General features: G+C 59.3%; 25 protein-coding genes. 15 read left to right on the forward strand and 10 right to left on the reverse strand.

Annotated features, from left to right (window positions below; genetic code table 11):
• Nucleotides 1-69: 69 nt before the first annotated feature.
• Nucleotides 70-465, forward strand: a complete 396-nt coding sequence (locus tag TM5383_RS13175; RefSeq protein WP_058319517.1) for a DUF1761 domain-containing protein — start codon at nucleotides 70-72, stop codon at nucleotides 463-465.
• Here TM5383_RS13175 and glmM read toward each other — a convergent pair.
• The 6 genes from glmM to TM5383_RS13205 all read right to left on the reverse strand — a co-directional run bounded on the left by glmM (nucleotide 462) and on the right by TM5383_RS13205 (nucleotide 5,550).
• Complete coding sequence (gene glmM / locus TM5383_RS13180; RefSeq protein ID WP_058319576.1) at nucleotides 462-1,748, reverse strand: phosphoglucosamine mutase; 1,287 nt, start codon at nucleotides 1,746-1,748, stop codon at nucleotides 462-464. The genes TM5383_RS13175 and glmM overlap by 4 nt on opposite strands.
• 231 nt (nucleotides 1,749-1,979) lie before the next feature.
• Entirely contained in the window at nucleotides 1,980-2,321 is a 342-nt protein-coding gene (locus TM5383_RS13185; RefSeq protein WP_058319518.1) for a DUF2853 family protein, read from the reverse strand.
• Between the two features lie 161 nt (nucleotides 2,322-2,482).
• Nucleotides 2,483-2,983, reverse strand: a complete 501-nt coding sequence (locus TM5383_RS13190; RefSeq protein ID WP_058319519.1) for a DUF922 domain-containing protein — start codon at nucleotides 2,981-2,983, stop codon at nucleotides 2,483-2,485.
• 24 nt (nucleotides 2,984-3,007) lie between these two features.
• Nucleotides 3,008-4,393, reverse strand: a complete 1,386-nt coding sequence (gene ahcY, locus TM5383_RS13195; protein ID WP_058319520.1) for an adenosylhomocysteinase — start codon at nucleotides 4,391-4,393, stop codon at nucleotides 3,008-3,010.
• Nucleotides 4,394-4,485: 92 nt separating this feature from the next.
• On the reverse strand, nucleotides 4,486-4,830 hold the full coding sequence (locus TM5383_RS13200) for a hypothetical protein (RefSeq protein WP_058319521.1): 345 nt from the start codon (nucleotides 4,828-4,830) through the stop codon (nucleotides 4,486-4,488).
• A 366-nt stretch (nucleotides 4,831-5,196) separates the two neighbouring features.
• Nucleotides 5,197-5,550, reverse strand: a complete 354-nt coding sequence (locus TM5383_RS13205; protein ID WP_058319522.1) for a hypothetical protein — start codon at nucleotides 5,548-5,550, stop codon at nucleotides 5,197-5,199.
• A gap of 222 nt (nucleotides 5,551-5,772) precedes the next feature.
• On the opposite strand from TM5383_RS13205, the gene TM5383_RS13210 reads away from it, so the two are divergent.
• Nucleotides 5,773-6,369, forward strand: a complete 597-nt coding sequence (locus TM5383_RS13210) for an HD domain-containing protein (RefSeq protein ID WP_058319523.1) — start codon at nucleotides 5,773-5,775, stop codon at nucleotides 6,367-6,369.
• Nucleotides 6,359-6,853: a GNAT family N-acetyltransferase gene (locus TM5383_RS13215; RefSeq protein ID WP_058319524.1), complete on the forward strand. Its 495-nt coding sequence runs from the start codon at nucleotides 6,359-6,361 to the stop codon at nucleotides 6,851-6,853. The genes TM5383_RS13210 and TM5383_RS13215 overlap by 11 nt, the downstream gene beginning before the upstream one ends.
• A gap of 147 nt (nucleotides 6,854-7,000) precedes the next feature.
• Here TM5383_RS13215 and TM5383_RS13220 read toward each other — a convergent pair whose 3' ends face one another.
• The gene (locus TM5383_RS13220; RefSeq protein ID WP_058319525.1) at nucleotides 7,001-7,684 is read right to left on the reverse strand and encodes a type 1 glutamine amidotransferase domain-containing protein; all 684 of its coding nucleotides are present in this window, start codon (nucleotides 7,682-7,684) and stop codon (nucleotides 7,001-7,003) included.
• Nucleotides 7,685-7,815: 131 nt separating this feature from the next.
• Between TM5383_RS13220 and TM5383_RS13225 the strand changes: the two genes are divergently transcribed.
• On the forward strand, nucleotides 7,816-8,691 hold the full coding sequence (locus tag TM5383_RS13225) for a LysR family transcriptional regulator (RefSeq protein ID WP_058319526.1): 876 nt from the start codon (nucleotides 7,816-7,818) through the stop codon (nucleotides 8,689-8,691).
• Here the strand turns inward: TM5383_RS13225 and TM5383_RS13230 are convergent.
• Both TM5383_RS13230 and TM5383_RS13235 read right to left on the reverse strand, forming a co-directional pair.
• Nucleotides 8,688-9,239, reverse strand: a complete 552-nt coding sequence (locus TM5383_RS13230; protein ID WP_058319527.1) for an ActR/PrrA/RegA family redox response regulator transcription factor — start codon at nucleotides 9,237-9,239, stop codon at nucleotides 8,688-8,690. The two genes, TM5383_RS13225 and TM5383_RS13230, sit on opposite strands and share 4 nt — an antisense overlap.
• 84 nt (nucleotides 9,240-9,323) lie before the next feature.
• Complete coding sequence (locus tag TM5383_RS13235) at nucleotides 9,324-9,944, reverse strand: SCO family protein (protein ID WP_058319528.1); 621 nt, start codon at nucleotides 9,942-9,944, stop codon at nucleotides 9,324-9,326.
• Nucleotides 9,945-10,041: 97 nt separating this feature from the next.
• On the opposite strand from TM5383_RS13235, the gene regB reads away from it, so the two are divergent.
• The 8 genes from regB to trxA all read left to right on the forward strand — a co-directional run bounded on the left by regB (nucleotide 10,042) and on the right by trxA (nucleotide 22,093).
• Nucleotides 10,042-11,442: a sensor histidine kinase RegB gene (gene regB / locus TM5383_RS13240; protein WP_058319529.1), complete on the forward strand. Its 1,401-nt coding sequence runs from the start codon at nucleotides 10,042-10,044 to the stop codon at nucleotides 11,440-11,442.
• A 384-nt stretch (nucleotides 11,443-11,826) separates the two neighbouring features.
• Complete coding sequence (locus tag TM5383_RS13245) at nucleotides 11,827-13,182, forward strand: PAS-domain containing protein (RefSeq protein WP_058319530.1); 1,356 nt, start codon at nucleotides 11,827-11,829, stop codon at nucleotides 13,180-13,182.
• 22 nt (nucleotides 13,183-13,204) lie between these two features.
• On the forward strand, nucleotides 13,205-13,678 hold the full coding sequence (gene tsaE / locus TM5383_RS13250; protein ID WP_058319577.1) for a tRNA (adenosine(37)-N6)-threonylcarbamoyltransferase complex ATPase subunit type 1 TsaE: 474 nt from the start codon (nucleotides 13,205-13,207) through the stop codon (nucleotides 13,676-13,678).
• Nucleotides 13,675-14,682 (forward strand): aminoglycoside phosphotransferase family protein, encoded by a 1,008-nt coding sequence (locus tag TM5383_RS13255; RefSeq protein WP_058319531.1) that lies wholly within the window; start codon nucleotides 13,675-13,677, stop codon nucleotides 14,680-14,682. The genes tsaE and TM5383_RS13255 overlap by 4 nt, the downstream gene beginning before the upstream one ends.
• A complete protein-coding gene (locus TM5383_RS13260; protein ID WP_231725160.1) occupies nucleotides 14,682-15,374 on the forward strand; it encodes a nucleotidyltransferase family protein in 693 nt (230 codons plus the stop codon). The genes TM5383_RS13255 and TM5383_RS13260 overlap by 1 nt, the downstream gene beginning before the upstream one ends.
• On the forward strand, nucleotides 15,367-18,315 hold the full coding sequence (addB, locus tag TM5383_RS13265) for a double-strand break repair protein AddB (RefSeq protein ID WP_058319532.1): 2,949 nt from the start codon (nucleotides 15,367-15,369) through the stop codon (nucleotides 18,313-18,315). The genes TM5383_RS13260 and addB overlap by 8 nt, the downstream gene beginning before the upstream one ends.
• Entirely contained in the window at nucleotides 18,312-21,707 is a 3,396-nt protein-coding gene (addA, locus tag TM5383_RS13270; protein ID WP_058319533.1) for a double-strand break repair helicase AddA, read from the forward strand. The genes addB and addA overlap by 4 nt, the downstream gene beginning before the upstream one ends.
• Before the next feature lie 65 nt (nucleotides 21,708-21,772).
• Nucleotides 21,773-22,093, forward strand: a complete 321-nt coding sequence (gene trxA, locus TM5383_RS13275; protein WP_058319534.1) for a thioredoxin — start codon at nucleotides 21,773-21,775, stop codon at nucleotides 22,091-22,093.
• Nucleotides 22,094-22,269: 176 nt separating this feature from the next.
• Here trxA and TM5383_RS13280 read toward each other — a convergent pair whose 3' ends face one another.
• Nucleotides 22,270-23,187, reverse strand: coding sequence for a UDP-N-acetyl glucosamine 2-epimerase (locus TM5383_RS13280; protein ID WP_058319535.1), 918 nt, complete (start codon nucleotides 23,185-23,187; stop codon nucleotides 22,270-22,272).
• Nucleotides 23,188-23,315: 128 nt separating this feature from the next.
• On the opposite strand from TM5383_RS13280, the gene hslV reads away from it, so the two are divergent.
• From hslV to hslU, 3 genes are all read left to right on the forward strand, one after another.
• The gene (hslV, locus tag TM5383_RS13285; protein WP_058319536.1) at nucleotides 23,316-23,885 is read left to right on the forward strand and encodes an ATP-dependent protease subunit HslV; all 570 of its coding nucleotides are present in this window, start codon (nucleotides 23,316-23,318) and stop codon (nucleotides 23,883-23,885) included.
• A gap of 63 nt (nucleotides 23,886-23,948) precedes the next feature.
• A complete protein-coding gene (locus tag TM5383_RS13290; RefSeq protein ID WP_058319579.1) occupies nucleotides 23,949-25,013 on the forward strand; it encodes a hypothetical protein in 1,065 nt (354 codons plus the stop codon).
• Nucleotides 25,014-25,103: 90 nt separating this feature from the next.
• Entirely contained in the window at nucleotides 25,104-26,411 is a 1,308-nt protein-coding gene (hslU, locus tag TM5383_RS13295; RefSeq protein WP_058319537.1) for an ATP-dependent protease ATPase subunit HslU, read from the forward strand.
• Nucleotides 26,412-26,581 lie beyond the last annotated feature (170 nt).

Raw genomic sequence — 26,581 nt, forward strand, 5'->3', positions numbered from 1 at the left:
TCTGTACCTTGCCTATACACCGCTCTCGGACTTACGTTAAGTCAACCAGAAGAGAGGGAGTGAAGCGCGATGGAATTGTTATCTGTACTCGCCGCAGCGGCGGCCAGTTATGTGTTCGGGGCCATCTGGTATATGAGCCTGTCACGGCCTTGGGTCGCTGCCTCCGGCGTTGCAACCGATGCCGAGGGCCAGCCCGCCAACCGCAGCAACCCCCTGCCCTATATCATATCGCTACTATGTGCGGTGATTGTCGCTGGCATGATGCGCCATATCTTCGGCCTCTCAGGGATTGAGGGCATCGGGGAAAGCGCGCTGGCAGGATTGGGCGCAGGTCTGTTTCTGGCCTGCCCCTGGATTGTCACCAACTACACATTCGCTGGTCGCCCCGCCGCCCTGATGGTGATCGACGGCGGTTATGCCGCCATCGGATGCACGATCATGGGTACAGTGCTGGCGATGGTTTAAGATGCTGCAGACTGCACAGCCAGGCAGATGCTGGTGATGACCTCATCCAGCTTGGCCTGGTCGTTTGCCTCACCCATAACGCGGATTAGCGGTTCAGTACCGGATTTGCGGATCAGCAAACGGCCATCGCCCTCTAGCGCCTTTTCACCGGCGGCAATCGCAGCCTGCACCTGATCGCTGTCCAGTGGCGCCTTGCCCGCAGTGTAGCGCACATTGCGCAAGATCTGCGGCACGGGGGTAAAGACCTGCGCCAGTTCGCTGGCCTTTTTACCGGTTTCGACCATTTCCTTCATGAACTGCAGACCGGCCAGCAGGCCATCGCCGGTGGTGGCGTAATCGGTCATCACGATGTGACCCGATTGCTCCCCACCAAGGTTGAAGCCGTTTTTACGCATGCTTTCAACAACGTAGCGGTCGCCAACGGCGGTGCGTTCCAGATGAATACCATTGTCGCGCAGGTGGTTTTCCATACCTAGGTTCGACATCACCGTGGCGACCAGCGTGTCGCCGTTCAAACGGCCATCCCGTTTCCAACTTTTGGCCATCAGCGCCATGATCTGATCACCATCGGCCACATTCCCGTTTTCATCCAGAATGATGATCCGGTCCGCGTCCCCATCCAGACAGATGCCCAGATTGGCGCGCACTTCGCGCACCTTAGCGGCGGCAAGCGCGGTGCTGGTGGAACCACAGTTGTCGTTGATGTTGTGACCGTTCGGGGTCACGCCCACAGGGATCACCTCGGCGCCCAATTCCCACAGGATGGCAGGCGCGGCCTTGTAGGCGGCACCGTTGGCGCAATCCAGCACAACGCGCATGCCATCAAGACGCAACGCATTCGGGAAGGTGGTCTTGGCGTATTCCACATAACGACCCAGTGCGTCGTCGATCCGCTTGGCCCGACCAATGTTTTGCGGCGCGCACAGCTCAACCCCTTCGTTCAACAGGCGCTCAATCTCTACCTCGGCATCATCGGACAGTTTGAACCCATCAGGGCCGAAAAACTTGATGCCGTTGTCATAGGCTGGGTTGTGGCTGGCAGAAATCATCACCCCCACATCAGCACGCATCGAATGAGTCAGAAACCCAACGGCAGGCGTTGGCATCGGTCCCAACAGCAGCACGTTCATGCCCGTCGAGGTAAAACCAGCGGTCAGCGCATTTTCCAGCATGTAGCCTGACAGGCGGGTGTCCTTGCCGATCACCACGCGGTGTTCCTGCTGATCGCGGCGGAAATAGCGACCCGCGGCAGCGCCCAAGCGCATCGCCAACTCGGCCGTCATCGGCGGCGTGTTGGTGAGGCCGCGCACCCCATCGGTGCCAAAGAAAGAACGTTTATTCGCTGGATTAGCCGCCGCTGTTTTGGTCACTGTGGGGTCTTTCTGTATTGTGCTAGTGCCGCCTTCCTAGGCGGGGCGGTGCAAGCTGTCCAGCACCTCGGCAGGAATGCGCCGCTAAGCAGCGGCGCATTGTTTCAGTGCGTTACAGATTGCGTCTGTGCGACACACTCAGGATCAAACGTACTGCGCTTCTTTACCGAAATGCTTGACCAGCATGTAGTAGACCACGGCGCGGTACTTGTTCCGCTCAGACCGGCCATAGGTTTCGATCACGCTGTTAATCGCCTCCATCAACGCGGGGCCATCATCCAACGCCAGCTTCTTGATGAGGAAGTTGTTTTTGACCGTCTCAAGTTCCTCAGGCTGGCTGGCAGCCACGGTGGAGGCATCGGCGTTGTAAATCGCCGGACCACAGCCGATGGTCACTTTGGTCAGCAGGTCCATATCCGGTTCCATGCCGCATTTCTGGCGCAGGTCCTCAGCGTATTGCGCAATCAAATCGTCTCGTTTTCCCATCATCTTCTCCTAAAATTGGCTGGGGACTTGCCGTTTTTACCGCGCCCTGCCCCGCACCCGTTGAAAATCCCGCCCAAAGGCAAGGCAACGGTAGCCGAGGCAACCGCAACGCCAAAAGGAAAATTTGCGCCAAATTTTCCCCCCACCACATCAAGGGAAGGTTAAGGCAGGTAAACACCATCCGTGCGGCCATGGTTCGTGCGTCGGTCCAACGCGACGTCCTCAGCGGCCCAGCGGTCAATGATGGCGTATGGCGTTCTGCAATTGTCAGCGGCAATCTCTGCCGCCGCCTGACGCCCATGATCCAGGTGCATCCGTTCGTGATCCAGCAACGCATCGGTCATCCGCAACCATTCGCGGCGCAGATCCGGGGACATATCGTCCAGCCGTGTGTGGCGCGGCATGTCGATGGTCAGGGTCAACGTGACCTCGCACCGCGCAGACCATGACACCCACCACTGCGCATAGGCCCAATATCCTCGCGGCCCTTTGCGGGCCAATTCGCGGCGGATGTTGTGCAGTTTCAGCGAAGAGATGTCGTAATACCGGATCTCTTCCACCCCGCCCTTAACGCGCGCGGAATCAGCGGCGACAGAAACGCCAGCGGCGGCCCAAAGGACCGCCGACAGCAAAACATATAGGGGCAGCAGGCGATGTTTCATCAAATCCCCCTGCCCTTGCGCCGCTTAGTAGCGGTAGTGTTCCGGCTTGAACGGACCTTCGGGGGTGACGCCGATGTAGGCCGCCTGTTCCGAGGACAGCTTGGTCAGCTTGGCGCCCACTTTGGCGAGGTGCAGCGCCGCCACTTTTTCATCCAGATGCTTGGGCAGGATGTAAACCTCGTTGTCGTAGTTGTCACCCTTGGTGAACAGTTCGATCTGCGCCAGCACCTGGTTGGTGAAGGACGCCGACATCACAAACGACGGGTGACCTGTGGCGTTGCCAAGGTTCAGCAGACGACCTTCGGACAGCAGAATGATGCGCGAGCCCGAGGGCATCTCGATCATGTCAACCTGATCCTTGATGTTGGTCCACTTGTGGTTTTTCAGCGCGGCAACCTGAATTTCATTGTCGAAGTGGCCGATGTTGCCAACGATCGCCATATCCTTCATCTCGCGCATATGCTCGATGCGGATGATGTCTTTGTTGCCGGTGGTGGTGATGAACACATCTGCGTCCAGCGCCTCTTCCAGCAGGACAACCTCAAACCCGTCCATGGCAGCCTGCAGGGCGCAGATCGGGTCGGCTTCGGTCACTTTCACACGGGCACCGGCGCCTTGCAGCGATGCGGCAGAGCCTTTGCCAACGTCGCCATAGCCACAAACCACAGCAACCTTACCGGCCAGCATGGTGTCGGTGGCGCGGCGGATGCCGTCGACCAGCGATTCCTTACAGCCGTATTTGTTGTCGAACTTCGACTTGGTCACGCTGTCGTTCACGTTGATCGCAGGGAACGGCAGCTGGCCGTTTTTCTGCAGTTCGTATAGACGGTGCACGCCGGTGGTGGTTTCCTCGGATACACCCATGATCGCGTCGCGGGTTTTGGTGAACCAGCCGGGGCTTGCCGCCATACGCTTGGCGATCTGTGCTTTGATCACCGCTTCTTCTTCGGACTGCGGCACGGGGATGATGTCTTCGCCCGCTTCGGCACGGGCGCCCAGCAGAACGTACAGCGTTGCATCGCCACCATCGTCAAGGATCATGTTCGGGCCTTCGGCAAACATGAAGGATTTGTCGAGGTAATCCCAATGCTCTTCCAAGGACTGACCTTTGATCGCAAAGACCGGAATGTCTGCCGCCGCGATCGCCGCTGCAGCGTGATCCTGGGTCGAGAAGATGTTGCAGGATGCCCAACGCACATCCGCACCTAGCGCCACCAGCGTTTCGATCAGGCAGGCGGTCTGGATGGTCATGTGCAGAGAGCCAACGATGCGCGCGCCTTTCAGCGGCTTCTCTTCGCCATACTCTTCCCGCAGCGCCATCAGGCCCGGCATTTCGGTTTCAGCAATGTCCAGCTCTTTGCGGCCAAAGTCGGCAAGGCTGATGTCCTTAACAATATAGTCGTTCGCCATCTGCGAGGTTCCTCATACGAAGTTTGGCAAGGCAGATAGCACCCGACCCCCTACCCGGCAACGTGTCTTTAGGCAGAAAGGCCTATTCTTTGTTAGCTTTTTACACCTTTAGCAGTGGTTGCTGCACTCGAGGACCAATTTTGACCAGTTGCCATGATACAGGCCAGCCCATCAGCGCGGGTGATGAAAACGGTGAAACTGCCGGTTTGCGGCGATGTCCAGACCTCTAGCAGCTGTTGCGCGCTCTGCAATCCGCCGCCAGACAGTTGTTCATTATAGCGACTTTCCAGCCTTTCGACCAAAATACTGCGCTGCAGGCACTTTGGTGCAGAACTCGCTGACGGGGCAGATTGCGACAGTGCGGGCAGGGGCCCGATGGCCGTCGCCGCAGCAATCAGAGCGGGAATAAAGAAGGAACGGGGGGCCTTTGTACTCATAACACAAACTCCTTGGTTTGAACCCGATGCGATCCGGCACAACGCTTTGGGAGGGGTCGCGGTGCCGACGGGGAGGAGGACGTCGGATCAGCATCGGGTTCACATAAATAGTACGTCAAATCTGGCGTTTTTTCGCGCTCTCTTATGGGCGCATGGCGATTAAATGACGCCTTTTTTGACATGCGACGGGGAATTGACGCCGACTTTATCCCTGAAATGCAGGGCTAAGGTTTTGGAAAGACGGGGGCTTTTTTAAACCCAAACTTTATGATGTCTTCCCCTCAAAAAGAGAGTGTTCGTGCGTTAAAAAACGCTGATTTTAACAGTTTGGCGGGCAAAATAAGGCGCGCAGGTGCCTAATCGGCGTCAACTGGACACACCTTTCAGCGGCAAATCATAGCCAATCCAGTTTTCTCCGGTGGCAACAATGCAGGCCTGACCGCTGGGATTTGTCACAAAAATGGTAAAGCTGCCGGTGCTGTCCGAACTCCAGATTTCCAGCAGAGTTTCAGGGGTTTGCAATCCACGCCCCAACAGATCTTCGCCATAGCGTTGGGTCAGGCTGTGAACCAATCGATCGCGGCTCATGCAGCTGACATCGGATGCAGCCTGTGATTGCACCTCTGGTGCAGCAGATGGGGTAGGGGTCTGCGATACCGCAGGCGGGGCAAGTGCAGCGGTCCCAAAGACCACCGCGGTTGACAAAAGACGTTTGAACATCGGGCTTCCTTTCTGGTCATGCTGGTTCAGCCGACCGGACCACCTGCCCGGCCGTCTACACTAAATATAGGAAATAGGGGGTCCAATTACGATATCTGGGGCCCACACGGGCCAACACATCGCCGTGGCGGTGTTGAAACATTCATGACAAACAGCCCACAGCGTTGCGCGGTGCAGGGCAGGGCGCTACTGCTAGGGTCCACACCAAAGGACACCGCCGAAATGCCCCCGAAAACACCCCGCGCATGGCAACGCATGCTGTCTGGCCGCCGCCTTGACCTGCTGGACCCCACCCCCGTGGATGTCGAGATTGAGGATATCGCACACGGTCTGGCCTTTGTTGCGCGCTGGAACGGGCAGACGGCGGGCGATTTCGCCTATTCGGTCGCCGAACACTCGCTACTGGTGGAGGAGTTGTTTGGCCGCATGTACCCCGGTCAGCCGACCAAATGGCATCTGGCCGCCCTGCTGCACGACGCGCCGGAATATGTCATCGGGGACATGATTTCACCGGTAAAGGCCGCTGTCGGCCCCGGTTACGACGATCTGGACAAACGCCTGACCGCCGCAATCCACATCCGTTTCGGCCTGCCTGCCGCAATTCCGGTGAAGGTGAAACGCCAGATTAAACGCGCCGACAAGGTCAGCGCCTGGATGGAAGCCACCCAAATCGCCGGTTTCACCGAGGCAGAGGCAAACAAGTTCTTTGGCAAGGTCGATCCCGCATTGATCGACGGGCTGACCATACGCCTGCGTCCCCCTGTTGAGGTGCGCGGGGATTTCACCGCTCGTCACCAAACGCTGCTGAATGCGCTCTGATCCCGCTATCCGTCCCCCCGTCGCCTTTGACATCGGCCCGATGGCACGGGTGTTGTCGGATATCATCAGGGCAGGGGGTACCACCGCGATGACCACGCCGGTCGACGCGCAGGATATGGCGGCGATGATGGCGCGGGACGCAGATCGTTCCGCATGGTTCGTGGCAGAGGTGGCGGGGGAGATTGCCGGTTTTCAGCACATCAACCCCTATGCAGGCCTACCGCCAGAGGCCTGTGATATCGCCACATTTGTCGGGCAGGGGCGTCAGCAACTGGGTGTGGGGTCGGCGTTGTTCACCGCCACCGCGCAGGCGGCGCGGGATCTGGGGTATAGTTGGATCTGCGCCTGCATTCGCACCGACAACGCAGGCGGGCGCGCCTACTATCAAAGCCGCGGATTTCGTGACTATCAGTTGCTAGAAGGTGTGACGCTGGCCAATGGGCAGCGGGTCAACCAGATGCTGACCCGCTTTGATCTAGATTGATCCAATTGTTCAGCCGCCAAGGGGCGATGTACTAGCGCCGTTCCGAGGGGTGGCGTGAACGCGCCGCCCCGTGGGGCGGAACGGCGCGGCCCAACAGTACCTGTTGGGCGGGACATCTAAATAGAGACTCGCAGGATCAACGCCGCCTTAGGACAGCGCCTTCACGATCAGATCGGCAACCGCAACGGAGGAGTTGGGGTTCTGACCGGTGATCAGGTTCGCGTCCTGAACTGCATAAGGCATCCAATCGTCACCTTTGGAATAGTCGCCACCGCGTTCAATCAACAGATCTTCCAACAGGTTCGGCACCACGTTGGTCAGGCCCACCGCCTCTTCCTCAGTGTTGGAGAAACCGGTCACTTTGCGGCCTTTGACGATATAGTCGCCATTCCCCTCTTTGGTGTTCGCAAACACGATCGGGCCGTGGCAGACCGCACCGACAGGTTTACCGGCGGCAAAGAAACCTTCGATCAGTGCAATCGACTGCGCATCGTCCACCAGATCCCACATCGGGCCGTGACCACCGGGGTAGAAGATGGCGTCAAAGTCATCCGCAGCCACATCCGCCAGTTTCACGGTGGTGTTCAGCGCGGTCGTCGCCTTGGCATCTGCCTCAAAGCGGTGGGTGTGTTCGGTTTGGAAATCAGGCTCATTGCTCTTGGGGTCCAGCGGCGGCAGCCCCCCTTTGGGCGACGCCAGCGTCAGCTCAAACCCCGCATCGACAAAGGCGTAGTAGGGCGCGGCCAGCTCTTCCAGCCAGAAACCGGTTTTCTCACCAGTGGTGCCCAGTTGATCGTGCGAGGTCAGCACAACAAGGATTTTCTTCGACATCAGACAGGTTCCTTTCACAGACAGCCACATCACTGGCCGTTTCGCAAAAGACCTAATTATCGTTGCCCATGTGAAACAAGACGCCTATTCTGCAACACTCTTTTGCAGACAAACAACAGTTGAGGGCGTCCATGGCAATCTGGGACGGGGTAGAAGAATTTTCCGTGGTCGCCCAAACCGGCAGCTTCACCGCGGCGGCACAGCGGCTGCATGTATCCACCTCTCATGTGTCGCGCCAGATCAGCGCGTTGGAACAGCGGTTGGGGGTGAAACTGCTGGCGCGCACCACCCGCAGCGTGCGCCTGACAGAGGTGGGCGCCGATTATCTGGCGCAGGTGGATCACCTGATCACCGCCTTGCAGGACGCCAATCAAAGCGTCGGCGGGCAGAACGCGGCGCTTAGCGGCAATATCCGTGTGTCCGCCGCTGGTCCGTTTGCCGAACATACGCTGGCACCACTGCTGTTGGACTTTGCCGCCGCACACCCGCAGATCACGCTGGATCTGGATTTCAACAATCGCACCATTGATCTGGTGGCAGAAGGCTATGATTTTGCCCTGCGCTACGGCGTGTTGCGCAACAGTTCCCTGATCGCGCGCAAGCTGGTGGATCACCGTTTGGCCTGCGTCGCCTCTGCCGACTATCTGCGCGACCACGGCACGCCGCAAACGCCGAAGGATCTGGCAGGCCATTCCTGTCTGGTGGCGAACAATGACGTCTGGCGGTTTCAGGATCCGGAAACAGACAAGCCACTGGACGTGCGCGTCAGCGGGCGGATGCGCACCAACAACGTGCCCTTGATGCTAGAGGGGGTGCGCCGTGGCTTTGGCATCGCCTATTCGCCGATCACCAATGTGCAGCCGCTGATTGATCGCGGCGAGGCGCAGGCGATCCTAACACCGTTCGAGGATCGCAGTCGGTCGCATTGGATCGTCTATCCCGACCGGCATCTGATGCCGCGCCATGTGCGCGCGGCAATTGATCACCTCATCTCGGCTTTCAATTAGCGCGGGCTGCGTTTGGCCAGAATGCGCTGTAGGGTACGGCGGTGCATGTTCAGCCGGCGGGCAGTTTCCGACACGTTGCGATCGCACAGCTCATAGACACGCTGGATATGCTCCCAACGCACACGATCCGCACTCATCGGGTTTTCCGGCGGCGGCGGCAGTTCGTCACCGTTCGCCAGTAGCGCATTGGTGATGTCGGTGGCATCCGCAGGTTTTGACAGATAGTCCGTCGCGCCGATTTTCACCGCCGCCACAGCCGTGGCAATCGCACCATAGCCGGTCAGAACCACGATCCTGCAATTGGGACGCTTTTCGCGCAGCACCTCTACCACATCCAGACCATTGCCATCCTCTAGACGCAGGTCACACACCGCATAAGCCGGGGGGCGTGCGGTGGCGATGGCTTTGCCTGCGGCGACAGAACCGGCGGTTTCCACCTCAAAACCGCGTTTTTCCATCGCCTTGGCCAATCGTTTCAGAAACGGCTCATCGTCATCAAGCAACAACAGCGTCTTATCTTCGCCAACGTCCTGCAGCGGATCTGCCATGATTAATCTACCTTCGCGCGTCCTGTTTCATTTGGTTCTATAGGCGCCATACAGCCCCGTCAAACCTCTGCCCTGAACCGTGGGTCACATATTCTCGATAAAACACTCAACAGAATCGGCGATCTGTTCAGACGTCGCTTCGCGGCGATAGAACTCTGCAAATCCTGTCTCTGGGAACATGAGATAGGTGAAGGTAGAGTGGTCGACCAGATAATATTCGTTGTCCCCATCCTCAGGCAGTTGTTTTTTATAGTAAGTTTTATAGGCCTTTGAGGCCACTTTCACCTGTTCAGGACTGCCGGTCAGGCCCACCATACGCGGGTGCATGTAGCTGGCATAATCGCTTACTGTTTCGGGGGTATCCCGTTCAGGATCCACCGAGATGAAGACCGAATTGATCGTGTGACCACGCTCTTCCAGCATGGTGACGGCCTCACCGTTGCGCGCCGCGTCAAAGGGGCACACATCAGGGCAGAAGGTGTAGCCGAAATAAACCAGCGTCGGCGCGGTGATCACGTCCTTATCGGTCACAGTTTGCCCATCAGCATTCACCAATTCAAATGGCCCGCCAATCGCCCCGCCTGCAACAGAGGAGGTGCGGCACTCTGCCAAGGCGTCGCCTGTGCGCATCGTGGCATAATATGTGCCGCCCAACAGGGCGAGTGCAGCAACAGCAGCGGTCGAAGCAATCAAGGCGCGGTTCATTTGGTTTTCCTTTATGGGTACTGCAACTTATGTTTGATCTTAGGTGCATATTTAACAGCTGCTGACAAAGATCAACGGGACGAAGGCGCGCAGGTACATGACAGACGGCGGATTTGACATCCTCAAGGATCACAATCGCGGCAACTGGATCAAGTTGCGCACAATCACATTGCTGCGTTGGGGCGCGATTTGCGGTCAGTTGATCGCCATTCTGGTGGCGCAACAGGTTCTGAATCTGGATCTGGAAATCGGCCTTTGTCTGTTGGTGATATCCGTATCGGTGATTGGCAACCTTGTTGCGATGTCTATCTTCCCAGAGGCTAAGCGACTGACAGAAAACGAAAACCTGCTTATGGTTCTCTTTGATCTGGTCCAGCTTTTACTGCTTCTTTATCTAACCGGCGGTTTGCACAATCCGTTTTCTATCCTGATCCTTGGGCCTGTTGTGGTGTCGGCATCAGCATTTTCAACAAAGGCCACGATTTTTCTAGGCGTCACCACGTTGCTGGCGGTGACACTGCTGACCGAGTTTCACCTGCCGCTTCGCTTACAAAGTGGTGAGGTGTTGCAGGTGCCGGATATCTTTGTTTTTGGAAACTGGATGGCGATTGTCATCGCTGTTGTGTTTCTGGGCGTCTATGCACGGCGCGTCACGGCTGAAATGCACGCGATGTCCGACGCTTTGCAGGCCACCTATATGGCACTGAGTCGGGAACAAAAACTAACCGATATCGGCGGTGTCGTTGCTGCGGCCGCACATGAGTTGGGCACGCCTCTGGCCACCATCAAACTGACCAGCGCCGAGTTGATCGAAGACCTAGACGATCGACCCGACCTACAAGAAGATGCCCGCCTGATCCGCGAACAGGCCGATCGCTGCCGCGACATCATGCGGTCTATGGGGCGCGCCGGCAAAGATGACCTGCATCTGAAACGCGCCCCGCTAGAAGCCGTCCTGCGCGAAGCAGCTGAACCACATATGGGCCGTGGCAAAACAGTACATTTCGAAATCAATTCGGACACAGACGCGCCCCAAAGTCAGCCCATCGTTCTGCGCCGCCCCGAAGTGATCCACGGTTTGCGAAACCTGATCCAGAACGGCGTCGACTTTGCCGCCAGTCAGGTTTGGGTCGAGGCCGAATGGTCCGCAAAACACATTTCTGTGCGTATTATGGATGACGGCAACGGCTATCCACCGCACTTGATCGGTCGGATCGGCGACCCGCTGATGCGGCGACGCAGACAGACCGACAGCACCCAACAACGTCCTGAATACGAAGGTATGGGCTTGGGGCTGTTCATCGCCAAAACCTTGCTTGAACGATCCGGCGCCGAACTAATTTTTGCGAACGCAAGTGACCCCGCCGCCCCGCCGCACCCTGCCATACAAAAACGCGGTGCAGTGGTAGAGGTCCTGTGGCCGCGTGCCAAGATCGATGGAACCCCAGACAAAGGTGAAGATGGCTATTTGGGCCCCAACCAACCGCTAGAAATCTGAGGGTATCAGGTAATCCGGTCCACAATACGCGCGGCATTGGAAAGTTAACCTTTTGTTAACCTTCAAGACACAACCCTAGTACGGGCCTGTTGCAGGCCTAGCTTGGGCAATCTTGGAGGCACCGCAGTGATTACACTTGCCGATATCGTAATTATCGGAACCACTTCGTTGGCAACCTCTGCTCTGGCGTATTTAGCGATGCGGCGGGCACCTTCTGCGACGACTGCGGCTGTAAATTCTACTGAAACTTGCGCGGTATTTCTGTTCGACGGCGAGGTCCTGATCGACACCAATCAAGAGGGAGAGGTTTTTTTAACCTCATTCGGTGTGGCAAACCGAAACTGGACCACAGTGTACCAAGTGCTTTCTCTTCGCTTTCCGACCATGCCCATTCATCAGCCAGACACGCCGGTTCTGTTGCCGATGATCCTAGAGTCACAGGATGCAGGCAGCACATCGCGCCTCTACATTGAGCAGGCAGGAGAACGCATTCGCCTGCGCCTGAAAGAAACCCCCATCGCCCCGCGCAGTGTGACCGATCTATACCGCCAGCGCGGTTGGGAAGGGCAACTTAGCCGGCTGCGCAACGCGGTAAACAACGCCCCCTATCCGATTTGGCAAACCACCACCAATGGCCGCATTCTTTGGGCAAATACCGCTTATCAAAACCTGATGGAGGCCTGCGATCAAAACATCACGCAAGATGCGCAGGGGGTACACTATCCAAATTTGTTCCAATTGCCGGGACGCGGCTGTTTGCAACGCGACCGTTACCGCGCCTGTGTCGCGCTGGCACCCGGTCAGGAAACCCTATGGTACGAAATCAACGCGGTGCGCAGTGAACTGCATACAATGCACTACGCCACTGACATCAATGCCATCGTCCAAAGTGAAAAGACGCAGCGCGAATTTGTGCAGACACTGACCAAAACCTTTGCGCAGCTATCCATTGGGTTGGCGGTGTTTGATCGCAAACGAGAACTGACACTGTTCAATCCAGCCCTCACCGATCTGACAGGTCTGGCACCAGCCTTTCTTGCTTCAAAACCCAGCTTGCGCAGCCTGTTTGACGCCCTGAGGGACGCCCAGATGATGCCTGAACCACGCGACTACCAAAGCTGGCACGAGAACCTTGATGCCCTGACGGACGCGGCACTGGATGGGCGGTATACGGAAACCTGGAACCTCCCAACGGGCCAGATGTATCGGATTTCCGGCCGCCCGCATCCTGACGGGGCGATCGTATTTCTCTTCGAAGACATCAGCGCAGAAATGTCGCTAAACCGGCGGTTCCGCGCAGATATGCAGCTGAACCAATCCGTACTTGATCAATACACACATCCAATCGCCGTGTTTTCTGCAAATGGTACGCTACACCTTAAAAATGCCGCCTATGACGCCCAGTGGCCCATGCCAGATGACATCCGTGATGGGGCCATTCAAATTGATCAACGACCAGAGCAGATCACCGATCTGATGCACAATATATCCCGCTGGCAGAAACATGATGCGAATGGGATCGATTGGCACGCATTGACCGCACAGGTTGCAGAAATCGGGCCAGAGGTACTATCCGGGTGTCACGTCACGCTGGACGATGGCACACCACGCTCAATCTGGGTGCGCAAATTGCCGGACGGGGCAACACTGATCTGTTTCGGGATCAACGGATCACATGCTCAATTGGTGAAATCCGCCCAGCGCCAAGCCATTGGTGAAACGGCCTCTTGCAGCGACTGACGCAACCGATATTGTTGTGACCATGCTGTCCCTACACCTCCCTTCGGCTGAGGCCACCGCCGATCTGGCGCGCCACCTCGCCCCCCGTCTGCGCCCCGGCGATACCCTCTTGCTGGAGGGTGGGATCGGCGCCGGAAAAACCCATTTTGCCCGCAGCTTGATTCAATCCCTGATGGCAGACGTAGAGGATATCCCATCCCCCACCTTTACGCTGGTACAGGTCTATGACGGGCCTGAATTTGACGGGCAGGGATGCGAAATTTGGCACAGCGACCTCTACCGATTGTCCGATCCAGATGAGGCGGTCGAATTAGGGCTGGAAGAGGCCTTTGAAACCGCGATCTGTCTGGTGGAATGGCCCGACCGATTGGCGGAACTGGCGCCCGAAAATGCCCTGCACATGGCGTTTTCTGTGGCCGACGAAGAGGCGCGCGATCTGGTGCTGACGTGGCAGGATGCCCGTTGGGATGCACGGCTGGACGGGATCAAACCATGACCCGCAGCATCCCCGCGTTTCTGGCCACAACCGACTGGGCAGATGCCACACGCCGCCCACTGGCAGGCGATGCCTCAAACCGGCGCTACGAACGTCTGCATATGGGCGACAGCTCCGCCGTCCTGATGGACGCCCCGCCAGATCGTGGCGAAGACGTGCGTCCCTTTGTGCAAATCGCCGGCCACCTCAACGCGCTTGGCCTGTCGGCGCCTGCAATCCTCGCTGCAGATCCCGAAAACGGCTTCCTCCTGCTGGAGGATTTCGGCGACGCCCTGCTGGCACGTTTAGTGGCTGATGATCCGGCGGTGCAGATCCCGCTCTACACCGCTGCAACGGATGTGTTGATCACCCTGCACCGCTCACCAGCGCCCGCGGGGGTGGAGGCATTTACCCCCACCGTCATGTCCGATCTGATCGCGCCCCTATGGGATTGGTATCTGGGCCAAGGCACAGTGCAGCCCCAGCTGCAGAAGCAGTTTTCGACCCTATTCCTGCCTATATTGCAGCAATACGCCAACAACACCTCGGTCATGATCCTGCGCGATTATCATGCGGAAAACTTGATCCACCTGCCGGATCGTGCAGGCGCGGCGCAGATGGGCCTGCTGGATTTTCAGGACGCCAAAGCCGGGCATGTGGCCTATGATCTCGTCTCCCTCCTCCAGGATGCGCGCCGCGATGTGGCGCCGGAGGTCGAGGCACAGATGATCGACCATTACCTGTCCGAAACGGGCATCGAGCGCGACAGTTTCACCGCCGCCTACGCCACGCTGGGCCTACAACGCAACCTGCGCATCCTTGGTGTGTTGACCCGACTGTGTCTGCATGGCGGCAAGGCACATTACGTCGATTTTCTGCCCCGCGTCTGGGGCTATGTCCTGCGCGATCTGGACCACCCTGCGCTCGCCCCATTGGCGCCGTTTCTGATCCAAAACCTGCCCGCGGCGACCCCTGAGTATTGCGCCACATTGAAAGCGAAGGCCGGAACATGTCCAACGCCCTGATGTCTGATCGAATGCCCGATACCGTCATGCTCTTCGCCGCCGGATTTGGCACCCGCATGGGCGCGCTGACCGCTGATCGCCCGAAGCCGTTGGTGCCGGTGAACGGCCGCGCGCTGATTGATCATGCGCTGGATCTGGTGGACAGCGCTGGCGTGCCCAACACCGTGGTCAACCTGCACTATCGCGGGCAAATGATCCGCGATCATCTGGTAGGGCGAGAGATCACCTTTGCCGAAGAGCCAGAGATCCTTGAAACCGGCGGTGGACTGAAGGCCGCGCTGTCGCTTATCGGAGCCGGGCCGGTATTAACCCTCAACTCTGACGCGATATGGCAGGGGCCGAATCCGATTGAGATGCTGCGCGCCGCATGGGACCCCGAAACGATGGACGCGCTGATGGTGCTGATCCCGCCCGCGCAGGCGCGTGGCTATCAAGGGCAGGGCGATTTTCACCGCGCTGACAATGGCCAGCTGACCCGTGGTGCACGCGCGATTTACGGCGGCGTACAAATCCTGAAAACCGATGGTCTGGCGTTGATCGATCAGACGGCGTTTTCGCTGAACCTGCTGTGGGATCAGATGCTGGGGGCAGGGCGCCTCTACGGCATCACCTACCCCGGCACATGGTGCGATGTCGGCAATCCCGCCGGCCTGAAATTGGCCGAGCAGATGTTGGAGGATACCGATGTTTAAGCCCAGCGATCGCCCCCGCGTCTATGGCGTGCCCTCTGGCGCGGACTTCCCCAAAACGCTGGTGCAAGGATTGATGACCCGCACCGATCCCGCGCAGCCAGAGGCATTGGCCAGCGCCCATGTGCTGGTGAACTCCACCCGTATGGCGCGGCGGGTGCGGCAGGTCTTTGACGCTGGCCCCGCGCTACTGCTGCCACGTCTGGGTTTGGTAACCGATCCTGCCCGCACACTTGATAGCGCCCGCGCATTGCCTGACCTGCCCGACGCCGTATCGCCCCTGCGTCGCCGTTTGGAACTGACACAGCTGGTGTCGCAACTACTGGACAGTCAGCCAGATCTGGCGCCGCGTGCCTCTCTCTATGATCTGTCGGACAGTCTGGCCGCCCTGCTGGATGAAATGCACGGCGAAGGCGTTGAACCCGACGCGCTGCGCCAGCTGGATGTCAGCGATGAAAGCGGCCACTGGCAGCGCGCGCTCAGCTTTCTGGATATTGTGCAGCACTATTTCAGCGACACGTTAGAGGCACCGGATAAGGGAACCCGCGCCCGGATGATGGTAAACGCGCTGGCCGATCACTGGACCGTCGCGCCGCCAGAGCATCCGCTGATCATCGCGGGATCGACAGGGTCGCGCGGCACCACCATGTTGCTGATGAAGGCGGTGGCGAAACTGCCGCAAGGGGCCATCGTGTTGCCCGGATTTGATTTCGACATGTCACCGCAGGGCTGGGCGGACCTAAAGGACGCGCTAACTAGCGAGGATCACCCACAATACCGCTACGCCAAACTGCTGGATGAGCTGGACCTGACCCCGCAAGAGGTGGAGCCATGGCACGGCCACCACGCCCCCAGCGTGGCCCGCAACAAGCTGGTGTCACTGGCCCTACGCCCCGCCCCCGTGACCGATCAATGGTTGGAAGAGGGGCCAAAGCTGGAGCATCTGGCTGACGCATTTGCCAATGTCACATTGGTCGAGGCGCAATCGCAACGCGACGAAGCGCTGGCCATTGCCCTGCGCCTGCGACAAGCGGCGGAGGAGGGCACAACCGCCGCGCTCATCACCCCTGATCGGATGCTGACCCGTCAGGTCAGCGCCGCGCTCAGTCGTTGGAATATCACACCGGACGACAGTGCAGGTATCCCACTGCAACTGACCGCGCCGGGGCGGTTCCTGCGCCATGTTTCGGCTCTATTCCACCGTAAATTGACGTCCGAGGCCTTGCTGGTCCTATTGATGCACCCGCTGTGTCACACCGGCGGCGCTCGCGGTCAGCACCTGCTATTAACGCGTGAGCTGGAACTGATGATCCGTCGCCGCGGCATGCCGTTTCCTGATGCCGAGGTACTGCGCACTTGGGCCATCGCACGCGATGAAGAGATGGCGGAGCCTTGGGTCAACTGGATCATCGAGTGTTTCCTCAACCGTGATGAAGGCGGCAAGCAGATGCTGGCGCAGCATCTGGATGCGCACCTGACGCTGGCCGAACAAATCGCCGCCGGCTGCGCCCCTGAACGCGATAGCGAGTTGTGGCAGGAACAACCGGGCCGCGCCGCGCGTGCCACCGTTGATCGCTTGCTAGAGGATGCCGATGCGGGCGGCGAACTGTCGCCGCTGGATTACGCCGATCTGTTCGGCGCGGTGCTGTCGCAGGGCGAATTGCGCAACCCTGATGAACCGCATCCGAACATCCTGATCTGGGGCACGCTGGAGGCCCGCGTTCAGGGCGCTGATCTGGTCATTCTGGGTGGTTTGAATGAGGCCGCTTGGCCGGAAGTGCCCAGTCCCGATCCGTGGCTCAACCGCAAAATGCGCCATGATGCGGGCCTGTTGCTGCCGGAACGGCGAATTGGCCTGTCGGCGCATGATTTCCAACAGGCGATTGGCGCGCCAGAGGTGTGGCTGACACGTTCGGTCCGATCCGATGATGCGGAAACCGTACCATCACGATGGCTGAACCGGATGGTGAACCTGATGACCGGCCTGCCGAAACAGGGCGGCGTTGACGCGCTAGATGACGCCCGTTCACGCGGCCAAGACTGGCTGGCCATGGCGCGCAAACTGGAGGAGCCGGGCAAAACCGCCCCCGCCCCGCGCCCCTCGCCCCGTCCGCCTGTTGCCGCACGTCCGCGCAAACTGTCAGTGACCGAAATTCAGCGCCTGATCCGCGACCCTTATGCGATCTACGCCAAACATGTGCTGCGCCTGCGTCCGCTGGACCCGCTGATGCGCGCGCCGGATGCGCTGCTGCGCGGGATCGTTACCCACACGGTGCTGGAACAATTCATCGACGACACACAGGCCGACCCTGCCCATATGACCGCCGACCATCTGCGCAGCCTGACGGGTGCGATCCTTGCCGAAAACGTGCCATGGCCTGATACCCGCACCCTGTGGGAGGCGCGCATTCACCGCATCGCCGATTGGTTCGTCGCAACCGAGGTCGAACGCCGCAAACGTGCCACGCCGACGTATTTTGAGGAGAAGGGCGAGCTGCGCCTGAAGGATCAGGATTTCACCCTGACCGCCCGCGCCGACCGGATTGATATCGACGATATGGGCCGCGCCCACATCTATGACTACAAAACCGGCACGCCCCCCACGGCCAAGGCGCAGATCGCCTTTAACAAACAGTTGCTGCTAGAGGCAGCGATGGTCAGTCAGGGCGCCTTTGAAAAGCTGGGCTTTGCCGATGTGTCCCGCGCGCTGTTCATCGGTCTGGGTGCCAAACCGGCCGAGGTCTACGCGCCCCTAGACGATGAACCGGTCGAGCGTGTCTGGGAGAAGTTTGAAAAGCTGATCACCCGCTATTTCGACCCCACACAGGGCTACACCGCGCGGCGTGCGCTGTTCAAAGATGATGATTTTGCCGAATATGACCAGCTGTCGCGCTTTGGCGAATGGGATGTGACCAGCACATCAGAGGCGGAGGATCTGTCATGAATAGTCCTGTCATTCAGCGCAATGAAGCCACCGAAAAACAGGTGCAGGCGGCGCGCCCCAACCATTCCACTTGGCTATCCGCCAACGCGGGATCGGGCAAAACCCGCGTGTTGACCGACCGTGTTGCGCGACTGCTGCTAGAGGATGTGCAACCCCAACACATCCTGTGTCTGACCTACACCAAGGCCGCCGCGTCCGAGATGCAGAACCGGCTGTTCAAACGCCTTGGCGAATGGGCGATGCTGGGCGACGACGCGTTGCGCAACCAGCTGAGCGATCTGGGTGTTGCCGGTAACGTCAGTGATGAGGATCTGCGCGGTGCCCGCACCCTCTTTGCCCGCGCGATTGAAACGCCGGGTGGGTTGAAAATTCAGACCATCCACTCTTTCTGCTCCTCCCTGCTGCGGCGTTTCCCGCTAGAGGCCCGCGTCAGCCCCCAATTTGCCGAAATGGAAGACCGCGCTGCCGCCCTACTGCGGGCCGAGATTGTGCAAGAGCTGGCAGAGGGCGACCATGCCCCCGTGGTGCAACGTCTGGCGCAGTATTTTTCCGGCGAGGACTTTGAAGGCCTAACGGCGGCCATCGTCCACAAACGCGCCGCCTTGGCCGAACCGTTGGATCATCCGGGCGTCATGTCCCTGTTCGATCTGCCGCCCGATTTCGACACTGTTTCACTGGAAAAGAACGTTTTTCTGGGGGATGAGGACGACCTGATCGCCGCCCTTTTGCCCTATCTAGATGCGGGCAGCAGCACCGATCAAAAGGCCGCAACAACCCTGCGGCTGATCCCTGAACTGTCGCTGAAAACCCTGCCGATGCTGGAAAAGCTGTTCCTGTTTGGCGGCACCGCAGCCTCCCCCTATGGGGCGAAAATCGGCAAGTTCCCGACCAAGAAAACCCAAACCGCGCTGGGAACGCTGCAGCCGAAACTCGACGATTTCATGCGCCGGGTCGAAGATGCCCGCGCCCGCCGTCTGGCGCTGGCTGCGGCGCAGAAAACGCTCATCTTGCACGAATTTGCCGCGCTGTTCCTGCCCGCCTATGAGCGACGCAAACAGCTTATGGGCTGGCTCGACTTCGACGATCTGATCCTCAAGGCACGCGATCTGCTGACCGATCCGGCGGTGGCCGCGTGGGTTCTCTACCGTTTGGATGGCGGCATTGATCACATTCTGGTGGATGAGGCGCAGGATACCAGCCCCGCCCAGTGGAAGGTGATCGAACTCTTGGCGCAGGAGTTTACCTCGGGCGAGGGCGCGCGCACGGACAAGGAACGCACGATCTTTGTGGTCGGCGATAAAAAACAGTCGATCTATTCGTTCCAAGGCGCCGATCCGCGTGAATTTGACCGGATGCAGGCGGAATTTGCCGATCGTCTGGACGCCACGGACAAGCCGCTGAACGCGATGGAATTGCAGTTTTCCTTCCGCTCCTCTGCTGCGATCCTGTCGCTGGTGGATGAGGTGTTTCAGGGGCGCGATGCCTCTGGCTTCCCTGCCGGATCTGAACATCGCGCGTTCAAGGATCAGATGCCCGGCCGTGTGGACCTTTGGCCCGTGGTCGATCCCAGTCAGGAAGATGAGGACACCGAATGGGAAACCCCCGTCGACCGTCTGGGCGCGAAACACCACACCGTGCAACTGGCCGACCGCATTGCCCGCGAAATCCGCCGCATGGTGGATGAGAAAGTCACTATTCCAGCTGAAATTGGCCACTCCGGCACCTATCAGATGCGTCCTGTGAGCGAAGGCGATTTCCTCATCCTCGTGCAACGTCGATCCGCGCTGTTTGCTGAGGTAATCCGCGCCTGCAAGGAACAGAAACTGGCCATCGCGGGTGCCGACCGGCTGAAGGTGGGCGCCGAGCTGGCAGTGCGTGATCTGGCGGCGCTGATGTCCTTCCTCGCCACGCCAGAGGACGGCTATTCCCTTGCCGTGGCGCTGAAATCACCGCTCTTTGGCTGGGGGGAACAGCAATTGTTTGACCTCTCACATCGGCGCAAGGAACGTCACCTGTGGCAGGCGCTGCGGGGCAGGCGGGCGGAGTTTCCGGCGGAACTGGCCGTACTGGACGATCTGCGCAGCAAGGCCGATTTCCTGCGGCCCTATGACCTGATCGAACGCATCCTGACCCGCCACGACGGGCGCCGCAAACTGCTGGCGCGGCTGGGGGACGAGGCCGAAGATGGCATCAACGCCTTCCTCGCCCAAGCGTTGAGTTATGAGCGTAACGCCGTTCCGTCGCTGATCGGGTTCCTGCAATGGATGGAAACCGACGAGCTGGAGATCAAGCGTCAGATGGATGCCGCATCCGACCGCATTCGGGTGATGACGGTGCATGGCTCCAAGGGGTTGGAGGCGCCGATTGTCATCATGCCCGACACCGCCCAACGCCGCGTGCAACTGCGCGATGATCTGTTGGAACAGGACGGTCAGGTTATGTGGCGCATGGGGTCAGACCAGATGCCCGCCGCGATGCAAGAAGCCCGCGATGCACGGCTGGCCGCAGAAGAGGCAGAGCGCGACCGCCTGCTGTATGTGGCGATGACACGGGCAGAAAAATGGCTGATCGTCGCCGCAGCGGGCGATTTGGGCAAGGATGGCCGGTCGTGGTACGATCAGGTCAGCGGCGCGATGGATCGGTTGGGGGCTGCGGAACAGCCCTATGCCTTCGGCACCGGTAAACGGTTGAGCCATGGGGATTGGAACGCAGACCTTGCGCCCACTATCGCGAAACCTGCGCAAACCGCAGTGATATTGCCCGACTGGACACAGGCAGAGGCCGCAGCGCCAGTGGCGACGCATCACACGCTCAGCCCCTCCGACCTTGGCGGGGCCAAGGCATTGGCGGGGGATGCGGGCCTTGATGAAGAGGCGGCGAAGAAACGCGGGCGACAGATCCACCTGTTGCTGGAACACCTGCCCGCAACACCGCCCGCAGACTGGGCGGCGCGCACCGCACGTCTGCTGAGCAGTGGCGAGGATGCAGCCGATCCCGCCGATCATCCCGCCCTATTGGCAGAGGCGGCGCAGGTTCTAACAGCTGAAACGCTGAAACCATTGTTTGATCCCTCTGCGCTGGCAGAGGTGTCGGTCACCGCAAATCTGGACGCGCTGAACGGTCAGCGTATTCACGGCACCATCGACCGGCTGGTGATCACCCCGGATCGCGTGCTGGCCGTTGATTTCAAAACAAACGCCACCGTACCCGCCAAAGCGCAAGACTGCCCGCTGGGCCTATTGCGGCAGATGGGGGCCTATGCCCATGCGTTGAAACAGATTTACCCGGATCGACAGGTACAAACCGCCCTCTTGTGGACGCGCAACGCCACGCTGATGGAACTGCCTGACACATTGATCACAGAGGCGTTGGTGGGGGTGACGGCGTCTTGACCTCCTGAAACCGGATACCTACGTTCTGCCCAACGACACATTCAACTTTCTCTAGGAGAACCACCATGGCCACCGTCGCTGCCACCGATGCAACCTTTGAAGCCGAAGTCAAAAATTCCGATGTTCCCGTTGTCGTAGACTTCTGGGCGGAATGGTGCGGCCCCTGTAAACAGATCGGCCCAGCCCTCGAAGAGCTGTCGGCAGAGATGGAAGGCAAAGTAAAGATCGTCAAAGTAGACGTAGACAGCAACCCGCAGTCCGCCGCCGCAATGGGCGTGCGTGGCATTCCGGCGCTGTTCATCTTCAAAGACGGTCAGGTAATCTCCAACCGTGCCGGCGCCGCGCCCAAAGCAGCGCTGCAAAGCTGGATCAACGACTCGATCTGATCCCTGTTTCGGGACATCGAAAATGACATGGAAACCCCGGCCTGATGGCTGGGGTTTTCGTTTATCGCCTGAAAGCCCGTGTAAAACACCCGCCCCGGACCTGATCCGGGGCCTCGCCTGCCCTCATCACACCAATGACCAAGAGGTCCCGGATCAAGTCCGGGACAGGGATCGCGTCACAAAGGCCAGCCCGCCCGTCGGATAGCCTGACGGATCTTGCGATCGGCGCCATCACGGCCCGCGTTGATCGACATTTCCTGCCAGAACCACCAGATATAGCCTGCGTAATCCGGTGCATCGCCTGACAGCACCGTGTCAAACGCCGCATCACGGCCGTTGCGGAACACATCCCCCGCGATGTGGTGGAAATCGACACGCGCGAACAGCACGCAGGGCTTGCCAAAGAAATAGCCGTTAAATGCCACCGACGAATTCTGCGTCACCACATAATCACACCGCGCCAGCGCCTGTTCCATCGGGATTTTCTGCACGCTCAGACGCGGGAAGCGCTGTGTCAGCGTCTTCAGCTGCGCGTGTTCTGCGGGGGTAATCACCTCATTCGGATGCAGGGTCGCGATCACCTTGCGGCCGGGATCGCGTTGCAGCACCGCCACCAGCATCTCTATCGGGGAACAGGTCTGAAACGACCGCCGTTCCAACAATCGCCCCTGTAGCGGCACATAGACAAACCCGTCACGGCAAATGTCCTGCACCGCCTCGCCAAACAGGCGTTTTCGCCAGAAATTGTAAAACTTTCGGGCCTCGGCTGGTTCTACTTTTTCAGTCTTGAACCGCGCTTTGGCGACCCGCCAATCCCAGCGTTCGGTGGACGGTTCGATCTGCCAAAATGGGTAATGATAGACACGCCGCATGGTCAATCCGCGATCATTCAGCGGCTGATCCATGTGAAACATTGCATAGCTGTCGCGCCGCCTGCTTTCGGCGCGTTCTGCGGCGCTGTTACCATGAATGGCGGTGGTGAAGCCGCCCTTTTCCAGAACTTCAATCACCTTGCAGATGAAATTGTGCTGCCCCGCGAGGGTCGACGATCTCAGCCCCGGCTCAAGATAAAAATCAACGTGTTTATCAACCATAATAGGGCAAAACTACGGGGGTTTATACCATAGGGCAAGACACCTGTCGGTTGCCCAAGAACCTTGTGCAACCGCGCCCCAGCTTCCATATAGAAACGCAACACACAGCCAGACAAGCGGAGGCACAGATGGCAGAGACGCATTCCTCGGGACAATTTCCCGGCTGGCACGGCACCACCATCATCGGGGTGAAGAAAGACGGCGAAGTGGTGATTGCAGGCGACGGTCAGGTGTCGCTGGGCCAAACGGTGATCAAGGGATCCGCGCGCAAGGTGCGCCGCCTGAGCCCTGGGGGCCATGACGTGATCTGCGGCTTTGCTGGATCGACTGCGGATGCCTTTACCCTTTTGGAGCGGCTGGAGGCCAAGTTGGAGGCCACGCCGGGTCAGCTGGCCCGCGCCAGTGTGGAACTGGCCAAGGACTGGCGCACCGATAAATATCTGAAAAACCTAGAGGCAATGCTGATCGTCACCGATGGGCGTGATATGTTTGTGATCACCGGCGCAGGCGATGTGCTGGAGCCAGAGCATGACGTGACCGCCATCGGATCGGGCGGCAACTTTGCCCTCGCTGCGGCGCGCGGCATGATGGATAGCGACCGCAGCGCCGAACAGGTGGCGCGTGATGCCATGGCGATTGCCGCCGACATCTGCGTTTACACCAACGGTCGCCTGACTGTGGAAACGATCAAGGGCTAAGCCCCATTAGGCTGGCCCATGGGCCAGCCTATCTATTTGAAAACAGATATTCAGGACACCGCCATGATTGACCGCGACGATATTCGCGCCGCTGTGGGCGCAGGGCTACTAAGCGAGGCGCAGGCCGCATCATTGGCCGCATTGGCCGACAGCCGCCGTGGCGCGCGCGAGAATCTGGAGCCAGGTGATGAACCGTTCGAGCTGTTCAAAGGCTTTAACGAGATCTTCATCGTCATCGGTCTGCTGATCCTGACCAGCGGTTGGGTGGCGGTGAACTCGCTCTCGGCCATATCAGAGATTACCAACATCCAGGTGAAGGTTGGCACAACCGCCGCTGTCGGCGCGGTGATCCTCTGGGCGCTGTCTGAATACTTCATCCGTCGTCGCCGCATGGTGGCGCCCGCGATTGCGCTGTCCCTCCTCTGGGCGGGGAACGCCGCAACCGGGCTGACAACCTACTTTGCGCAACCCTTTATGCTGGGTCAGCAGGATTTTTCATCGCTGCAACTGCCACTGGCGCTGTCTGTGGTCGCCATCGGCGTGCATTGGCTGTGGTTCCGCGTGCCATTTGCCATGGCATTGATTGCCGTCGGGGTCTTCGCATGGGCGCTGATGGTCGCGGCCAATCAATCCGGCACGCCGCGGGACTTCAGCGATCTGTTCCTACTGTCCGCCGATGGCCCCTTTGCGCTGATCACGCTGGCCGTGGGCGGACTGACCTTTGCCATAGCGATGATGTTTGACATGTCCGACCCGCACCGCGTCACCCGCCGGTCTGCCCAAGGGTTCTGGCTGCATGTGGTGGCTGCACCGGCGCTGGTGAACACCGTGGCGCTGTCGCTGCTAGAGGGGGACAGCGACGCCGCCTATACGCTGCTGCTGGCGGGGCTGATCGGCTTTGCCGTGGTGGCGATTGTGATTGACCGCCGATCCTTCCTGATTGCCGCGATTGGCTACACCGTGACGCTGGCCGCGATTGTGTTTGACGGCGAGGGCGCGGCGATGAGTGTGCTGCTGCTTGGCGTGTTCCTCGTCTTCCTCGGGGCGTTCTGGGCCCGTATCCGCGCGGCGTTGCTGCGTCCCTTGGGCGCGATCCTACCGCTACACAAACTGCCGCCGTCGCATTAACCGCGACGGCCCCTCCGAAACCCAAGCCGCCTTGTCGTTTGCCCGTCGCGTGCTTAGGTTTCCCACAACACTGACAAGAGCCAGAGACACATGACCGATCTGACACCGCGCGAAATCGTATCCGAGCTGGACCGTTTTATCATTGGCCAGAACGACGCCAAACGCGCCGTTGCCGTTGCCCTGCGCAACCGCTGGCGCCGCAAACAGCTGTCTGATGACCTGCGCGATGAGGTTTATCCGAAAAACATCCTGATGATCGGCCCCACCGGTGTGGGCAAAACCGAAATCTCGCGCCGGTTGGCCAAACTGGCCCGCGCGCCGTTTATCAAGGTCGAGGCGACCAAGTTCACCGAGGTGGGCTATGTCGGGCGTGACGTGGAACAGATCGTGCGCGATCTGGTGGATGCCGCCATCGCCATGACCCGCGACCACATGCGCGAGGATGTGAAAGCCAAAGCGCGCGAAGCAGCAGAGGATCGCGTCATCACCGCCATCGCCGGTGAGGATGCCCGCGAAGGCACCCGCGACATGTTCCGCCGCAAACTGGTGGCGGGTGAACTGGACGACACGGTGATCGAACTGGATCTGGCCGACACCTCTAACCCGATGTCGATGTTTGACATTCCCGGCCAGCCCAGCGGGCAGATGGGGATGATGAACCTTGGTGATCTGTTTGGCAAAGCGATGGGCGGACGCACCACGCGCCGCAAAATGACCGTTGCCGAAAGCTATGACATCCTGATCGGCGAAGAGGCGGATAAGCTCTTGGATGATGAAACCGTGACCAAATCCGCACTGGAAGCGGTGGAACAGAACGGCATCGTCTTCCTTGATGAGATCGACAAGGTCTGCGCCCGCCAAGAGGCCCGTGGCGGTGACGTAAGCCGCGAAGGGGTGCAGCGCGACCTACTGCCCTTGATCGAGGGCACGACCGTTAGCACCAAACATGGGCCAGTGAAAACCGACCACATCCTGTTCATCGCCTCTGGCGCGTTCCACATCGCAAAGCCCAGCGATCTGTTGCCTGAATTGCAGGGCCGCCTGCCGATCCGCGTCGAACTGCGCCCCCTGACCGAAGGTGATTTCGTTCGCATCCTGACCGAAACCGACAACGCCCTGACCCGCCAGTACACCGCACTGATGGGAACGGAGGAGGTCACCGTCACCTTTACCGACGACGGGATCGCAGCACTGGCCAAAATCGCGGCAGAGGTGAACCAGACGGTGGAAAACATCGGCGCGCGCCGTCTCTACACCGTGATGGAGCGGGTGTTCGAGGAGCTGAGCTTTACCGCGCCGAACAAATCCGGCCAGTCGGTGACAGTGGACGCCGCATTTGTTGACGAAAACCTGGGCGAGCTGACCAAATCCGCCGACGTCAGCCGCTACGTTCTGTAATCTGTGCAGTGATGACATAAACACGTCACTGGATAGGAACTTTAAAACGCGCTAGCTCTGGTAGGACACCCTACCGGAGCTTTCTTTTGCGCGCGTTTCTTGTTTTCACCCTGTTGTCCCTGACTGCTGCTTGTACAGACCGCAGTGCATTGCCCTATGCACCAGACCCA

The organism is Thalassovita mediterranea, from assembly GCF_001458435.1.
In the GTDB taxonomy this organism is placed as follows: domain Bacteria; phylum Pseudomonadota; class Alphaproteobacteria; order Rhodobacterales; family Rhodobacteraceae; genus Thalassobius; species Thalassobius mediterraneus.

Coding starts and splice junctions, on each gene's coding strand:
- glmM (WP_058319576.1), bottom strand. CDS start 1,748: ATGACGGCCGAGTTGGCGATGCGCTTGGGCGCTGCCGCGGGTCGCTAT.
- TM5383_RS13175 (WP_058319517.1), top strand. CDS start 70: ATGGAATTGTTATCTGTACTCGCCGCAGCGGCGGCCAGTTATGTGTTC.
- trxA (WP_058319534.1), top strand. CDS start 21,773: ATGGCCACCGTCGCTGCCACCGATGCAACCTTTGAAGCCGAAGTCAAA.
- TM5383_RS13255 (WP_058319531.1), top strand. CDS start 13,675: ATGACCCGCAGCATCCCCGCGTTTCTGGCCACAACCGACTGGGCAGAT.
- TM5383_RS13260 (WP_231725160.1), top strand. CDS start 14,682: ATGTCTGATCGAATGCCCGATACCGTCATGCTCTTCGCCGCCGGATTT.
- TM5383_RS13225 (WP_058319526.1), top strand. CDS start 7,816: ATGGCAATCTGGGACGGGGTAGAAGAATTTTCCGTGGTCGCCCAAACC.
- TM5383_RS13190 (WP_058319519.1), bottom strand. CDS start 2,983: ATGAAACATCGCCTGCTGCCCCTATATGTTTTGCTGTCGGCGGTCCTT.
- TM5383_RS13185 (WP_058319518.1), bottom strand. CDS start 2,321: ATGGGAAAACGAGACGATTTGATTGCGCAATACGCTGAGGACCTGCGC.
- hslV (WP_058319536.1), top strand. CDS start 23,316: ATGGCAGAGACGCATTCCTCGGGACAATTTCCCGGCTGGCACGGCACC.
- TM5383_RS13290 (WP_058319579.1), top strand. CDS start 23,949: ATGATTGACCGCGACGATATTCGCGCCGCTGTGGGCGCAGGGCTACTA.
- TM5383_RS13200 (WP_058319521.1), bottom strand. CDS start 4,830: ATGAGTACAAAGGCCCCCCGTTCCTTCTTTATTCCCGCTCTGATTGCT.
- regB (WP_058319529.1), top strand. CDS start 10,042: ATGACAGACGGCGGATTTGACATCCTCAAGGATCACAATCGCGGCAAC.
- addA (WP_058319533.1), top strand. CDS start 18,312: ATGAATAGTCCTGTCATTCAGCGCAATGAAGCCACCGAAAAACAGGTG.
- tsaE (WP_058319577.1), top strand. CDS start 13,205: ATGCTGTCCCTACACCTCCCTTCGGCTGAGGCCACCGCCGATCTGGCG.
- TM5383_RS13235 (WP_058319528.1), bottom strand. CDS start 9,944: ATGAACCGCGCCTTGATTGCTTCGACCGCTGCTGTTGCTGCACTCGCC.
- TM5383_RS13210 (WP_058319523.1), top strand. CDS start 5,773: ATGCCCCCGAAAACACCCCGCGCATGGCAACGCATGCTGTCTGGCCGC.
- TM5383_RS13215 (WP_058319524.1), top strand. CDS start 6,359: ATGCGCTCTGATCCCGCTATCCGTCCCCCCGTCGCCTTTGACATCGGC.
- hslU (WP_058319537.1), top strand. CDS start 25,104: ATGACCGATCTGACACCGCGCGAAATCGTATCCGAGCTGGACCGTTTT.
- TM5383_RS13205 (WP_058319522.1), bottom strand. CDS start 5,550: ATGTTCAAACGTCTTTTGTCAACCGCGGTGGTCTTTGGGACCGCTGCA.
- ahcY (WP_058319520.1), bottom strand. CDS start 4,393: ATGGCGAACGACTATATTGTTAAGGACATCAGCCTTGCCGACTTTGGC.
- TM5383_RS13230 (WP_058319527.1), bottom strand. CDS start 9,239: ATGGCAGATCCGCTGCAGGACGTTGGCGAAGATAAGACGCTGTTGTTG.
- TM5383_RS13280 (WP_058319535.1), bottom strand. CDS start 23,187: ATGGTTGATAAACACGTTGATTTTTATCTTGAGCCGGGGCTGAGATCG.
- TM5383_RS13245 (WP_058319530.1), top strand. CDS start 11,827: ATGCCCATTCATCAGCCAGACACGCCGGTTCTGTTGCCGATGATCCTA.
- addB (WP_058319532.1), top strand. CDS start 15,367: ATGTTTAAGCCCAGCGATCGCCCCCGCGTCTATGGCGTGCCCTCTGGC.
- TM5383_RS13220 (WP_058319525.1), bottom strand. CDS start 7,684: ATGTCGAAGAAAATCCTTGTTGTGCTGACCTCGCACGATCAACTGGGC.